Origin of the sequence: Marinobacter sp. CP1 (assembly GCF_001266795.1) — a bacterium.
GTDB classification, from domain to species: Bacteria; Pseudomonadota; Gammaproteobacteria; order Pseudomonadales; family Oleiphilaceae; genus Marinobacter; species Marinobacter flavimaris.
Map to the genome: position 1 here is coordinate 265,096 of NZ_CP011929.1, position 12,957 is coordinate 278,052.

13 protein-coding genes are annotated in these 12,957 nt (G+C 58.3%); 5 read left to right on the forward strand and 8 right to left on the reverse strand.

What is annotated here, in order from left to right; translation table 11 throughout:
• Positions 1-9: 9 nt before the first annotated feature.
• The 4 genes from fabD to ACP86_RS01240 form a co-directional block, all read right to left on the reverse strand.
• Complete coding sequence (fabD, locus tag ACP86_RS01225) at positions 10-948, reverse strand: ACP S-malonyltransferase (protein ID WP_053112394.1); 939 nt, start codon at positions 946-948, stop codon at positions 10-12.
• 112 nt (positions 949-1,060) lie between these two features.
• Positions 1,061-2,062 carry a phosphate acyltransferase PlsX gene (plsX, locus tag ACP86_RS01230; RefSeq protein WP_053115433.1) on the reverse strand — a complete coding sequence of 334 codons (1,002 nt, stop codon included), beginning with the start codon at positions 2,060-2,062 and terminating at the stop codon, positions 1,061-1,063.
• Positions 2,063-2,105: 43 nt separating this feature from the next.
• Positions 2,106-2,285: a 50S ribosomal protein L32 gene (gene rpmF / locus ACP86_RS01235; RefSeq protein ID WP_008174968.1), complete on the reverse strand. Its 180-nt coding sequence runs from the start codon at positions 2,283-2,285 to the stop codon at positions 2,106-2,108.
• Between the two features lie 100 nt (positions 2,286-2,385).
• Positions 2,386-2,940 (reverse strand): YceD family protein, encoded by a 555-nt coding sequence (locus ACP86_RS01240; protein ID WP_008174965.1) that lies wholly within the window; start codon positions 2,938-2,940, stop codon positions 2,386-2,388.
• A 138-nt stretch (positions 2,941-3,078) separates the two neighbouring features.
• Between ACP86_RS01240 and ACP86_RS01245 the strand changes: the two genes are divergently transcribed.
• Entirely contained in the window at positions 3,079-3,687 is a 609-nt protein-coding gene (locus ACP86_RS01245) for a Maf family protein (protein WP_053112397.1), read from the forward strand.
• A gap of 4 nt (positions 3,688-3,691) precedes the next feature.
• Here ACP86_RS01245 and ACP86_RS01250 read toward each other — a convergent pair whose 3' ends face one another.
• The 3 genes from ACP86_RS01250 to rluC are packed head-to-tail and all read right to left on the reverse strand — an operon-like array spanning position 3,692 to position 6,477.
• Positions 3,692-4,735 (reverse strand): S49 family peptidase, encoded by a 1,044-nt coding sequence (locus ACP86_RS01250; RefSeq protein WP_014577547.1) that lies wholly within the window; start codon positions 4,733-4,735, stop codon positions 3,692-3,694.
• Positions 4,736-4,774: 39 nt separating this feature from the next.
• Positions 4,775-5,422 (reverse strand): HAD family hydrolase, encoded by a 648-nt coding sequence (locus tag ACP86_RS01255; RefSeq protein WP_053112398.1) that lies wholly within the window; start codon positions 5,420-5,422, stop codon positions 4,775-4,777.
• Positions 5,419-6,477, reverse strand: a complete 1,059-nt coding sequence (rluC, locus tag ACP86_RS01260; protein WP_053112400.1) for a 23S rRNA pseudouridine(955/2504/2580) synthase RluC — start codon at positions 6,475-6,477, stop codon at positions 5,419-5,421. The genes ACP86_RS01255 and rluC overlap by 4 nt, the downstream gene beginning before the upstream one ends.
• Positions 6,478-7,072: 595 nt before the next feature.
• Between rluC and rne the strand changes: the two genes are divergently transcribed.
• Together rne and ACP86_RS01270 are read left to right on the forward strand one after the other, a co-directional pair.
• Positions 7,073-10,306, forward strand: a complete 3,234-nt coding sequence (gene rne / locus ACP86_RS01265; protein ID WP_053112402.1) for a ribonuclease E — start codon at positions 7,073-7,075, stop codon at positions 10,304-10,306.
• 3 nt (positions 10,307-10,309) lie between these two features.
• Positions 10,310-10,852 carry a YecA family protein gene (locus ACP86_RS01270; RefSeq protein WP_008174953.1) on the forward strand — a complete coding sequence of 181 codons (543 nt, stop codon included), beginning with the start codon at positions 10,310-10,312 and terminating at the stop codon, positions 10,850-10,852.
• Here ACP86_RS01270 and ACP86_RS01275 read toward each other — a convergent pair.
• Positions 10,849-11,727: a PHP domain-containing protein gene (locus tag ACP86_RS01275; protein ID WP_053112404.1), complete on the reverse strand. Its 879-nt coding sequence runs from the start codon at positions 11,725-11,727 to the stop codon at positions 10,849-10,851. The two genes, ACP86_RS01270 and ACP86_RS01275, sit on opposite strands and share 4 nt — an antisense overlap.
• Positions 11,728-11,858: 131 nt before the next feature.
• Here ACP86_RS01275 and ACP86_RS01280 point away from each other — a divergent pair, with 131 nt between their 5' ends.
• Both ACP86_RS01280 and ACP86_RS01285 read left to right on the forward strand, forming a co-directional pair.
• Positions 11,859-12,158: a YciI family protein gene (locus tag ACP86_RS01280; RefSeq protein ID WP_008174948.1), complete on the forward strand. Its 300-nt coding sequence runs from the start codon at positions 11,859-11,861 to the stop codon at positions 12,156-12,158.
• A 125-nt stretch (positions 12,159-12,283) separates the two neighbouring features.
• Positions 12,284-12,955, forward strand: coding sequence for a TIGR04211 family SH3 domain-containing protein (locus ACP86_RS01285; RefSeq protein WP_039882073.1), 672 nt, complete (start codon positions 12,284-12,286; stop codon positions 12,953-12,955).
• The last annotated feature ends 2 nt before the right edge of the window (positions 12,956-12,957 follow it).

The following is a 12,957-nucleotide window of genomic DNA, read 5'->3' on the forward strand; positions in this document are numbered from 1 at the left end:
CCTTTCGTTTCAGGACTGACCGAAAGCGTCCAGCGCCTTCGCCAGCGAATCCGGGTCTTCGATACTGTGAACGGCCAAAGCCCGGTCGATACGTTTGGCCAGCCCTGCCAAAACTTTTCCAGTGCCGCACTCGACTGCAACTTCGACATCATTGGAAACGAGGGCACGCACAGAGTCCGTCCAGAGCACCGGAGAATAAAGCTGCTTGAGAAGGTTGGCCTTCAGTGTAGCGGATTCGGTCTCGGCGGCAGCGTTAACATTTTGTATAACCGGGATGACAGCATCATTAAAGCGAACATCCTCCAACGCTTTCGCCAGTTCCTCCGCGGCGCCTTTCATAAGTGCGCAATGGGATGGCACGCTTACAGGCAATGGCATGGCCTTCTTCGCGCCTTTTTCCTTGCAGGCTTCAATAGCCCGTTCAACTGCGGCTGCCGAGCCAGCAATAACCACCTGACCAGGGGCATTGAAGTTTACCGCAGATACCACATCGCCCTGTGCCGCATCCTGACAGGCTGCCACAACGGCATCATCCTCAAGACCAAGGATGGCTGCCATCTTCCCTTCTCCAGCCGGCACAGCGTCCTGCATGAGCTCACCACGCAGGCGAACCAGCTTGACCGCTTCAACAAAATCGAGGCTCTCTGCCGCCACCAGGGCGCTGTACTCTCCCAGACTGTGACCGGCGAGAAAATCGGGAGAAGAACCGCCGGCAACAAACCACTGCCGCCAGAGGGCAATACTGGCCGTCAGGAGCGCAGGCTGCGTCACCATGGTTTTATTCAATTCCTCCGCCGACCCCTTCTGGCAGAGATCCCAGAGGTCATAGCCGAGAACATTGGAGGCTTCGGAAAAGGTTCTGTCGATGATGGGCCAGGCTTCAGCGGCAGCCGAAAGCATGCCCACCGATTGCGACCCTTGTCCTGGAAAAATAAAGGCTGATTTCATAAGCGGGATCTTATCGTCATTGGGTGGTTACGTGAGATTAGCCAATAGTACAAGTTAGGCCAATTATCCGCGAATGCGTGGCCAAACCGGGACAGACTTTAGTCTCAGGCACTCAAAGCATGAGATCGTCGAGACGCTCGTTGATACGGCGGGGTACTTCCAGCTCAACTTCCCGAACGGCCTGTCGAATGGCCGACAACATGGCCCGCTCATTGGCGTTGCCATGACTTTTGATCACCACGCCCTGGAGACCGAGCAAACTGGCACCGTTGTGTCGGGAAGGATCCATCAATTGCAGAAGCCGACCGATAATCGGACGGGCCAGCAGGCCGACCAGTCGGCCGTAGAGATTTCGTGTGAAGGCCTGTTCCATCAGCTCTATGAGGAGACCGGCAACACCCTCGCCGGTTTTCAGGGCTATATTGCCGACAAAGCCATCACAGACGAGCACATCGGCGACGTCCCGGAACAGATCGCTACCTTCCACATAACCGATGTAGTTGATGGTATCGCACTGGGCCAGCATATGAGACGCCAGCCGCACCTGTTCATTGCCCTTTATCTCTTCCTCACCGACGTTCAGAAGAGCGACCCTTGGTTCCGCCTGGCTGCAGATCGCAGAGGCCATCAGGGACCCCATCAGGGCATACTGATAGAGATTCTCGGCGGTTGAGTCGACATTGGCGCCGAGATCAAGGACGTGACAGCGCCCCCTGAGCGAGGGAATCAGTTTGGCAATAGCCGGGCGCTCGATACCCGGATACATGCGGATAATGGTGCGCCCGAACGCCATCAATGCACCGGTGTTACCGGCACTGACGCAGCCCTGGGCCTCGCCATCGCGGACAAGACTCAGGGCGATGGCCATGGAAGAGTTTTTCTTGTGGCGGAGAGCGTGGGAGGGGCGCTCGTTCATCCGAACAACGTCTGCCGCCTCGACAATGCGAATTCGGGCGTGCCCCTCACGCAACAAAGCCTCGAGCTCGCTCCGGATTCCCACCAGAACGATGCTCAAGGCTTCGTTTTCACGCACCGCTCGCAGCGATGCGGCAACCACGACGGCAGCGCCGCGGTCGCCACTCATTGCATCAATCGTGATGGTGACCGGCTTCACCGTTCTGCCATCCGATTCGGGACGGTGCATAGCGGCAACGAGATTACTCGTCGCGTGCTTCGATTACCTGCTTGCCGCGGTAGAAGCCGTCCGGAGACACGTGGTGACGACGATGAACTTCACCAGTAGTCGCATCGGTGCTCAGAGCAGCGGCGCTCAGGGCGTCGTGTGAACGGCGCATGCCACGTTTGGAACGGGTCTTACGGTTTTGCTGTACAGCCATGATTATGCTCCTGACCTGTTAACGTAAACTTGAATTGCTGAATAAGTAACGTCTGTTCGTTAAATGTGCGCCGGTCTCCCGAGGGACGACCCACGCCCGGTTAATGCTTTGTCTTCTTGAGATCCGCCAGGACACTGAACGGATTCTCACCCGACTTTCTCACCGGCTCTGCCCCGGAGCTGTCAGGCTCGTAGGCTTCCAGATCTTCCCGGGCAGGACACTGGTCCCGTTCGTGCAGCGGAAACGGCGGCAAAACCAGCAACAGCTCGTCTTCCACCATCGACCAGAGGTCCGCCGTAAAATCATCGGTCAAAAACGGCTCGAGTTCTTTCGGCAGCTGTTGCGCCTGCTCGTCACTGGTAACAAGACCCAGCTTGAACTCGGAGACCAGAGTCACGCTCATGGCGCCCATGCACCGCTGACACTCCAGATCAACCGGGGCCGCCAGCTCGCCCGAAACAACGCGACGACGCTCACCATCCATAAAAAAAGACAGTTTGACCCGGCACGCAGCGCCTTCCGAAAACCCGAGAACGGATTCCCGAAAACGGCCAAGCCCGCTGATGGGAATCACTCCCTCCAGTGTGCTGTTATGTTCCGCTAACCGGTAAGGATCAACAGATTTGGGCAACTCGGCGTTGGACGCGTTTGACATAGGCGCGCAATTTTAGGGGCGCAGCCGGCCGCTGTCAAAGACTTCGTTGCTTTTTCACGGGGGTTCCAGTGCAGATAGGTGTAATTTACGATAATCGCACAACAGATGCACCGGCCAGGTACTTAAAGGACTCTATCAATGCCTCCAAAACCGCTTTTACTGGCGTCTTCATCACCGTACCGGAGAGAGCTCCTGGAGCGGCTTGGCTTGCCGTTCACCTGCGCAAGCCCGGATATCGACGAATCACCCTATCAAGGCGAGACCGGGGAGGCCCTGGCGACACGTCTGGCCGAGAGCAAGGCCCGCGAATTGGCGGACCGGTTCCCCGGCCACTGGATCATCGGCTCGGACCAGGTCGCCTGCCTGCCCGACGGCTCGGTACTGAGCAAGCCCGGCAACCACGAAATGGCGACAGAGCAGTTACGCCAGAGCAGTGGTCACAGGGTACTGTTTCTTACAGGCCTGTCGCTGCTCGACTCCGATTCCGGCAAGATCGACAGCCTTTGCGAGCCGTTTAACGTCAAGTTCCGGGAATTGGCTGATGAGGAGATAGAAGCCTACCTACTGCGGGAGAAACCTTATGACTGCGCCGGCAGCTTCAAGATGGAAGGCCTCGGTATTACTCTGTTCGAGGCCCTTGAGGGCCGGGACCCGAACAGCCTGGTGGGCCTCCCTCTTATTGCCCTGAACGATCTGCTGAGGCAATGGGGCCGGAATCCCCTGCTGGAAAACCGGCCTGCCTCATAAGGCATTACCGAAGCTCGAGCCGGGACTCGACCAGTTGACTGGCAAAACCCTCGCCAAAGGCGACGCCAAGCTGATCAACAATATCCTGGAACGGCGATTTGCGACGGCTGTAGTCCACCAGTTCCTCCTGACCTATGATCTGCCGGGCAACGTGTGATGCGCTGCCGAGCCCATCAGCCAGGCCAAGCTCAACGGCCTGCTCGCCACTCCAGACCAGCCCGCTGAACAGGCGCTCATCATCCGCCAGGCGATCACCACGCCCTTGCTTGACCGCTTCGATAAACTGTTGGTGGGTGTTTTCCAGGACACTCTGCCAGAAAGTGACTTCCTCTTCCTGCTCCGGCGAAAACGGATCAAGGAACGCCTTGTTCTCACCGGCCGTGTAGAGACGGCGATCCACGCCGATCTTCTCCATAACCTCGGTAAAGCCGAAACCGCCAGCCACCACCCCAATCGAGCCCACAAGGCTGGCCCGGTTGGCATAGATCTCATCCGCTGCCGCAGCAATGTAATAGGCTCCGGAAGCGCCGATGTCCGAGATAACGGCGTAGACCTTTTTCTCGGGATATTCCTCCCGCAGGCGCTTGATCTCATCGTAGACATACCCGGACTGCACCGGGCTGCCCCCCGGGCTGTTGATGCGCAGAATCACTGCTACCGAGTTTGGCTCTTCGAAGGCTGTTCGCAGAGAACCTACAATATTGTCTGCACTGGCCAGTTCGTCGGCAGCGATCGGACCGTTTATTTCTACCAGAGCCGTGTGCTTGCCGGTTACACCCTCCAGTGAATCGCCCAGGGGAAACTTGATCAAAAACAGCAAGGCAATCAGGTAACCAAACGTCAGGAACTTGAAAAAGATACCCCAGCGCCGGCTCTTGCGCTGCTCAGACTGAAGTGACATGACGAGTTTTTCGATGAGCTTCCAGTCACGTCCGGACTCGGGCGGAAGCTTCGGCGACTTTCGCCCGAAAAACGGCTTACTTTCTTTTTCAGGCTCCACCGGTTTGTCACCCCAATCGGCAGACTTGTCAGATTCCCAGTCACTCATGTGCGCATCCTGTCAGCAACGTCAATGAATTCGGTCTGTTTACAGCCCCAGCACCCGCCGGAGGTCTGGCACGGATTCAACAATGGCATGGGGCGAATATTCACCCAACACATCCCGCTTGTGCACACCCCACTCAACGCCGATGGAGGGCATGCCGATACGCCGGGCCATATCAAGATCGTATCGGGTATCGCCAATCATCACTGCTTCCTCGGGCTCAATGCGATAGAAACGAAGAATCTCTTCAAGCATGGCGGGATCGGGCTTGGAGCGTGTCTCATCGGCACAACGGGTGATCTCGAAGTGGTCGCCAAGACCGCTGGAGGCCAGCGCAAAGTCCAGGCCGCGCCGGCTCTTGCCGGTTGCCACAGAACAACTGCGACCGGATCCTCGCAGATCTGCGACCACATCGGCCATACCGTCAAACACGTTTTGCGGCGTTGTCACCTTGCTGAAGAAATAGCGTCCGTATCCGTCGCGAATCCTGTTCATTTCTTCCCGACTGATACCGGGATAAAGCTTCTCCAACGCCTCGACCATGCCAAGCCCGATAATATCCCGGTACGCCTCACGCTCCAGGGCCGGAAAGCCCAGCTCGGTTGCCGCCTGATGCAGGCTGTCAGCAATATGCTCAACCGAGTCCACCAGGGTCCCGTCCCAGTCAAAAATTACTACTCTGACGTTCATTGATCGTTTCCTTTAAGACGCCCGGAAAGTTTCCTGAGCACGTCATTGAATGCATCGTCGTAAGGCGCCTCAAGGCGCACAGCCTCACCCGAGACCGGCAAGGTAAACTCCAGGGTCCGCGCATGCAGCATCAGCCTTTGCCCGCCAATGGACCGGAACGCCTTGAGGCTGACATCATCCATATACTTGTCGTCACCCGCAATCGGATGACCGGCCCAGGCGCTGTGCACGCGGATCTGGTGTGTACGACCGGTAATTGGCGACGCCTCGACAAGGCTGTAGCCCGCGTAATGCTCGAGGCAGCGGAATGTCGTCAGCGAGGCCTTGCCGGCAGCGTCAACCTTCACCCGACGCTCGCCATTGGGCATCTCGTAGCGCAGCAGAGGCACATCCACCCGGTCAACGCTGGCCGGCCAGTCGCCGGCGACCAGCGCATGGTAATGCTTGCGGATTCGTTTCTGGCGCAGCTCATCCTGCAGGTACCGAAGCGCCGACCGCTTCTTGGCCACCATGATCAGTCCGGACGTATCCCGATCCAGACGGTGAACGAGCTCCAGAAACTTTGCCGCCGGGCGTGCGGAACGAAGCACCTCGATCAACCCGAAACTCAGGCCGCTGCCGCCGTGTACGGCGATACCGGACGGTTTGTTGACCACCAGCATCTGCTCGTTCTCGAAAACAACCGCGGATTCCATCACGCCCTGCACCCGGGAGCCGGGCGCCACCTGATCAGGCTTCTCCTTTCGGGTGATCGGTGGGATACGCACCTGATCACCGGTTCTCACACGGGAATCCGGCTTGACCCGCCCTTTATTGACCCGAACCTCGCCCTTGCGGATAACACGATAAATAATGCTCTTGGGCACACCGCGAAGCTGGGCAAGAAGGAAGTTGTCCACCCTCTGACCATCGTTGTCTTCGTCCACGGTAACCCACTGGACGCCCTGACGGACTTCTCCACGAACAGCCTGACTCTCACTGCCGGCACTGCTGGCTTTTTTTGCCCTCTCGGGCCGCGGTTGGGCTGGCTTTCTGCTCGCAGACTTTCGAGACATGAAGTTCCTTGGCTACTGGAGTGACTGCAGGATTGAACGGCTGCATGAATACTGTTATATTCCGGCGTGCTTTGCCGTTTGTCTACGGCCTGACCAACTCAAGTCAGAAGCCGGAGCGGCAGAAGTATACCGACACTATTCGAGAGTTTGAACGCCGTGCACCCAATCACTACCGGGAACGGCGAGAGAAATGCTCCCGGAGGACCAGGACAGATCTTCGAAAGGCTGCATCCTGTACCCGGGAGAGAGAAAAACCGCGCGGAAAACCGCGGGCGACATCGCGAAGAATCACTGCCACCCAGGGCCGGGCCGTCCAGCATACGAATACGACGTGAGACCCAGGCACCTGAGTGAACCTGAAAACGGATAACATGCGTCAACAGACACGAACCTTACACGACCTCTCCCTGCCCACAGGCAGCCGGATCGTCGGCGTTGGTCTCAGACCGAAAGGATCAAACCCCAGAAGGGTCTGATTCGTCTGGCCGCCGGTCCGCCCTTGATGTAACAGGGCCCGCGGCACGCACATCCTGCTTCGCTGATGCGATCCCCTCCGGTTTTCTGTCAAATTAAACGACAGGAACTCTTTCTTTCCATGAAAAGAATGCTTATCAATGCAACTCATCCCGAAGAGTTGCGCGTCGCCCTGGTTGACGGCCAGCGTCTATTCGACCTTGATATCGAATCCAGCTCCCGCGAGCAGAAGAAAGCCAATATCTACAAGGGCCGCATTACCCGGGTCGAGCCCAGTCTCGAGGCCGCATTTGTGGATTTCGGCGCCGAGCGACACGGCTTTCTGCCGTTGAAGGAAATTTCCAAGGAATACTTCAAGAAGTCGCCCGGCCAGATCGAAGGCAAAATCAACATCAAGGACGTTGTTTCCGAAGGCCAGGAAGTCATCGTGCAGGTCGATAAGGAAGAGCGTGGCAATAAGGGCGCAGCCCTGACCACGTTTATCTCCCTGGCAGGTCGCTATCTGGTACTCATGCCCAACAACCCCCGTGCTGGCGGCATCTCCCGTCGCATTGAGGGCGATGAGCGGGCGCAGCTCAAAGAAGCGATGAACGATGTTCAGGTGCCGAAATCCATGGGCATCATCGTTCGTACCGCCGGCATCGGCCGTACCACTGAAGAACTCCAGTGGGATCTGGACTACCTGGTGCAATTCTGGGAGGCCATCACTCAGGCCGCCGGCGAGCGCAAGGCCCCCTTCCTGATTCACCAGGAAAGCAACGTTATCATCCGTGCGGTCCGTGACTACCTTCGCCAGGACATCGGCGAGGTTCTGATTGACGCTAATGGCGTCTATGAGGACGTCCTGAATTTCGTTCGTGCGGTCATGCCCACCTTCGAAAACAAGATCAAGCTGTACAAGGATGAAATCCCGCTGTTCAGCCGGTACCAGATCGAAGGCCAGATCGAGACCGCCTTCCAGCGGGAAGTGAAACTGCCCTCCGGCGGCTCCATCGTGATTGACCCGACCGAGGCCCTGGTTTCCATCGACATCAACTCTTCCCGCGCCACGAAAGGCCAGGATATCGAGGAAACCGCGCTCCAGACCAACCTGGAAGCGGCAGAGGAAATCGCCCGCCAGCTGCGCCTGCGTGACATGGGCGGCCTGATTGTCATCGACTTTATCGACATGACGCCTGCGAAGCATCAGCGGGAAGTTGAACAGAAGATGCGTGAGGCCCTGGAAATCGACCGGGCCCGGGTTCAGGTGGGCAAAATCTCCCGCTTCGGCCTGCTGGAAATGTCCCGTCAGCGCCTGCGCCCTTCCCTGGGAGAGACACGCAGCGAAGTGTGCCCCCGATGTGAAGGTCAGGGCACTATTCGTGGCATCGAGTCCCTCGCCCTGAGCATCATGCGCCTGATCTACGAGGAATCGTCAAAGGATAAGACCGGCGAAGTACGAGCCGTTGTGCCGGTTTCCGTCGCCACTTTCCTGCTCAACGAGAAGCGCAAGCAGCTGGCCGACATTGAAGCCCGCCAGGAAGTGAGCGTTGTCGTGGTGCCGGTTCCGCATATGGAGACACCGCATTTCGAAATCATCCGGATGCGCCAGGATGAAACAACGCCCGAGCACATTTCCAGCCATCAGGTGGCCCAGGAGTACAGCGAGCGTGAAGAAGAAATCTTCGAGGCGCCCACCCCTGAGAAGCCGGTACGCGAACAGGCTGCGGTAAAAGCAATCCGGCCGAGCGCACCCGCACCCGCGCCTGCCCCGGCCGCACCGAAGGCTGATGAAACCACTGAGCAGGAAGAAGGCCTCTTCCGCCGGCTGGGACGCAAGATCGCTGGCTTCTTTAGTGGCGAGGAAGAACAGAAAGTCGAGAATCGCGAGCAGAGCCAGAGCCAGCGCGAAGATCGTCGCAACCAGGGCCGTCAGGACCGTCGCAAATCCCGGGTAGCCCGCGGTGATGACCAGCGTGCAGGTGGCAACCGCAGTGGCAACGAACGGCGCCAGGGCGGCCAGCAGGGCCGTGGTGACGACAACCGTGGCCGCGGCCGCAACCGCAACGACGACCAGAACCGTGGCAACCAGAATCGCCAGGCATCCGAAAACAAAGGCCAGGATAATCGCGGAGGCGACAACAAGAGCGCCGACAACAAAGGCTCTGAAAATCGTCGTGACAACCGTCGCGACAACCAGGGCCGCGGCCGCAACAGGCCCCAGCGCGACCCGAAGGATAATCGCGAGCAGAAGGACCAGAAGGATCAGGGCCAGCAGGATAATGCAGCCAAGTCCGGTCCAGCGGACAAGACCGGTTCAGAAGAGAAACGCAGAAAGCCACGTCGCCAGCGCAACCGCGACGGCTCTCCGTCTGAAGCACCGGCGTCCGCTCCGGCTGATCGAAAAGCCGCTCGTAGCGAGAAGCATCAGAAGGACACGCAGCCCGAAAACGGTCGTGACGATGCCAAGCCCGAGGTGAAAACCGAGCAGGTAAAGGAAACCGTCAACAAAGCGTCTGACAAGCCTGAAACAAGGGCCGAGACTGCGCCGGCGGCCAGCGAAACACCGAAACCGGAAGCTGCTCAGAAAGAGCCAGTGAAAGAGCAGAAGCCCGAGAAGGCATCCGCAGACAAAGCGCCGTCGGAGAGCAAGCCGGAAGCGAAACCGGCAGCGGAAACAAAACCCGTTGCAGAGAGCCCGGTTGAAAAGCAGGAAGCTGTTCAAGCGAAACCTGAAAAAGCCGAGCCCGCCAAGGCTGAACAAAGCTCCGAACCCCTTGAGAAGCCTGAGGAAAAGAGCGAAAACGTTACCGAGCAGGCGCAAGGCGCAGCCACAGACAAAGAGCCTGCCAAGAGCACCGCGGCCACTGATGAGCCAAAGCCGGTGACTGACCAGGCTACCGAGAAAAAAGAGGCAGCTCCGAGGTCAAAGCCGGAGTCCAGGGCCACGGCCGACGGTGAACAAGCGCCGCGGGCGAAGAAGCAGCCGGCGAAGCCCAAGGAAGCGCCAGCCGCCAAGGCAGAACCGGAGGAGGCACCACAACCCGAGAAGGCTGAAAAGCCAGCGGAGGAGAAGGTAGCACCAGAGCGTAAGGCTCCCGAGGCTCAACCGGAGCCAAAGCAGCCGGAACCAGCCCAGGCCAGCCCCGAAAAGGCCGAGCCCAAGAAAGCCGAGCCCGAAAAAGTTGAGGCCAAAACCGCAGAGCCAGTGAAGGAAGAGACGCCTTCCGCTCCGGAGGCAACAGCCAAGGACACGCCTGCCGATGCCCCGGCAGTCGACGTTCCTGTAACACCGGGCCGCGCTTACAATGATCCAAGAGAAGTCCGCAAGCGCCAGAAGGCCGCGGAAGAGGCCAAAAAGGCCGGGAGTAACTAACTGATGCTATCGAACTCCGACATAGAAGCGCTGGAAGACATCCTCTTTGCCGAGCCCTGGGGCGATGAAGCCCTGGATTTCTTCGGTTTCCATGGGGTGGTCTGCGCCAGCGTCGTCGGCCCGGCTGAACTGAGCGCGGAAGAAATCTTCCGCCTCGCCACGGGCACCGATCAGGTGCCCGACACCGGGATTCCCGAGGTGTTCAGGCGCTGCTCGACCCAGCTGGCCAATGACATGGCCCATTCCCTGGACATGGGGCAGTCTCTGGAATTGCCGGAGCCGGAGGATGGCGACCCCATGAACGCACTGGAAAACTGGTGCGCCGGGTTCGTGGACACCTTTCTGGAACACGAAGAAGAGTGGCTCGAAGCAGCCAGCGAAGAAGAAGCGGCGGACCTGATGGTGCCTATGCTGACACTCTCAGGACTGTTCGATGACGAGGACTTCCAGAAGGTTCGCAACAGTGAAAAGCTATCCCGGCAGATGGCCGACGCCATCCCGGACTCACTGACGGATCTGTACCTGCTGTTCCACGCACCGGATTAAACCGGCGCCGCACCCGGAACAGGTTGTCTGAACGAATGCCAGACCGGCTCAAGCCCGTCTGGCATTTTCATGATGCGGCCAAGCTCACACCAGGGAGCGCCGGGAAAGTGAAAATCACTGCCCTGGGATGCCAGCAATTTCTCTTTCCGACAAAGCTCTGCAAGAAACCCCAGATCACCACTGGATTGGCCTGAAGTAGACACTTCAATTGCCTGCCCCCCTGCCCTTCGGAAATTCGCGGTCAGCTCCCTGAGTTTGGTTGCCGTAAGCTGGTATTTTCGGGGATGGGCAAGAACCGCAACGCCACCTGCCTCGGTGATCCAGCGCACGACTTCTGGAAGCTCCGGCCAGAAAGCTTTTACATCACCGGGCTTACCGTTACCCAGATATCGCTTGAATGCCTGGGCAGCATTGCGAACAACGCCAGCCTCTGTCAGAACCTGTGCAAAATGTGGCCGTCCAGGCACGTCGCCACTGGCAGCCTCGGAGGCCTTATCGAGAAGGCCATCAACACCAAGCTTACCCAGGCGGTCCGCGATCATGCGGGCACGAGCCCAGCGATTCTCGTTCTGCTGCTCCAGCGCCTGCCTGAAACCGGCCTGCCCGGGATCAAAATCCAGACCGACGATGTGGATGGTCCGGCTTTTCCAGAGGCAGGAAAGCTCAACCCCGGGAATCAGGATGATACCCTGCGCCTGCGCAGCCGCCTCGGCTTCGGCAAGGCCAGCGATCGTGTCGTGGTCAGTAAGGGCCAGGTGGGTAACCCCCCGACCGGCAGCGCGCTCGACCAGTGCCGCCGGTGATAGCGCGCCATCGGAAGCCGTGCTGTGGCAATGCAGATCAATGCACAAATGCGGGTCTTGCGGTATAGTCACAAAATATCCTGAATCTTCAGATAACTGGCGGCTTGCCAGGGTTTAACAGTGTACCAGCCAACCCTTGCACGACACGACCGCTGATTGTCTGATCAACTATCCTGTCTTTGAAAACCTGTTCGGAGAGCTGAATGTACTACGCCATTATCAGTGAAGATGTCGAGAACAGCCTGCCGTTGCGCCAGTCTGCGCGTCCGGCTCACATCGACCGGCTTCAGGCCCTGAAAGCCGAGGGCCGATTACTTGTCGCTGGCCCTCATCCGGCGCTGGATACTCCAGAGCCCGGCGATGCCGGCTTTACCGGTAGTCTGGTAATCGCGGAATTTGACTCTCTGGAAGCGGCCCAGGCCTGGGCGGATGCCGACCCTTATGTGGAGGCAGGCGTTTATGACAAGGTTGTGGTAAAGCCTTTCAAAGCCGTCCTCCCGTGAGCGGGCCTTGGGGGCCCATGAGTTTATTGTAATGATGGCACGCTTGCACGGCGGGGCATCTGTGACAAAATTGCGCTTTTAATCAGACTCAGATTTCAACCGCAGAATTTCAGGGAACGTAACCAGTGACGCTTTTTCGTCTAGCAATCAGTGTGTTGTTCGCAGTGTCCTCCATTGCTGTTGCCCAGGCAAAGACTGTCTGGGTTGACGACCAGTTGTACCTGCCAGTGAGGTCAGGCGCAGGTTCCCAGTTCCGCATCATTGAAAACGCGGTTCCCAGTGGCACGCCGCTGGAAGTCATCGAGGCCTCCGATTCCGGATACACCCTCGTTCGCACTCCCAAGGGCACCGAGGGCTGGGTTTCCAGTCAATACCTGAGCGAGACACCCATTGCTGCAGATCGCCTGCGTACGGCCAACCGTCAGCTGGAAGAAACGCGCGCTGAACTCGCCCAGGTAAAAGAGCAGCTGTCTAACGTCGTCACTGAGCGCAACGCGCTGGAAAGCTCCGAAGCCTCGCTTTCTGACCGTTCACAGGAGCTCCAGGAAGAGCTTCAGCGGATCAAGAGTATCGCCGCCGATTCCATCAATCTGGAACGTCGAAATCGCGAGCTGCGGGAAGAGAACCAGAAGATTCGCAACGACCTTGAAGTGCTCACGGCTGAAAACGAACGTCTCGAAGCCAGCAAGGAATACGATTTCATGTTGCTGGGCGCGGGCCTCGTTCTCGGTGGCGTTTTGCTGGCACTGATCATTCCAATGCTCAAACCAACAAGAAAAACCGACAACTGGGCCTGATG

Bases quoted from the DNA above. Each gene is read 5' to 3' on its own strand.
- fabD (WP_053112394.1), bottom strand. From the start codon at position 948: ATGAAATCAGCCTTTATTTTTCCAGGACAAGGGTCGCAATCGGTGGGC.
- rluC (WP_053112400.1), bottom strand. From the start codon at position 6,477: ATGTCTCGAAAGTCTGCGAGCAGAAAGCCAGCCCAACCGCGGCCCGAG.
- ACP86_RS01240 (WP_008174965.1), bottom strand. From the start codon at position 2,940: ATGTCAAACGCGTCCAACGCCGAGTTGCCCAAATCTGTTGATCCTTAC.
- ACP86_RS01270 (WP_008174953.1), top strand. From the start codon at position 10,310: ATGCTATCGAACTCCGACATAGAAGCGCTGGAAGACATCCTCTTTGCC.
- ACP86_RS01245 (WP_053112397.1), top strand. From the start codon at position 3,079: ATGCCTCCAAAACCGCTTTTACTGGCGTCTTCATCACCGTACCGGAGA.
- rne (WP_053112402.1), top strand. From the start codon at position 7,073: ATGAAAAGAATGCTTATCAATGCAACTCATCCCGAAGAGTTGCGCGTC.
- ACP86_RS01255 (WP_053112398.1), bottom strand. From the start codon at position 5,422: ATGAACGTCAGAGTAGTAATTTTTGACTGGGACGGGACCCTGGTGGAC.
- rpmF (WP_008174968.1), bottom strand. From the start codon at position 2,285: ATGGCTGTACAGCAAAACCGTAAGACCCGTTCCAAACGTGGCATGCGC.
- ACP86_RS01250 (WP_014577547.1), bottom strand. From the start codon at position 4,735: ATGAGTGACTGGGAATCTGACAAGTCTGCCGATTGGGGTGACAAACCG.
- ACP86_RS01280 (WP_008174948.1), top strand. From the start codon at position 11,859: ATGTACTACGCCATTATCAGTGAAGATGTCGAGAACAGCCTGCCGTTG.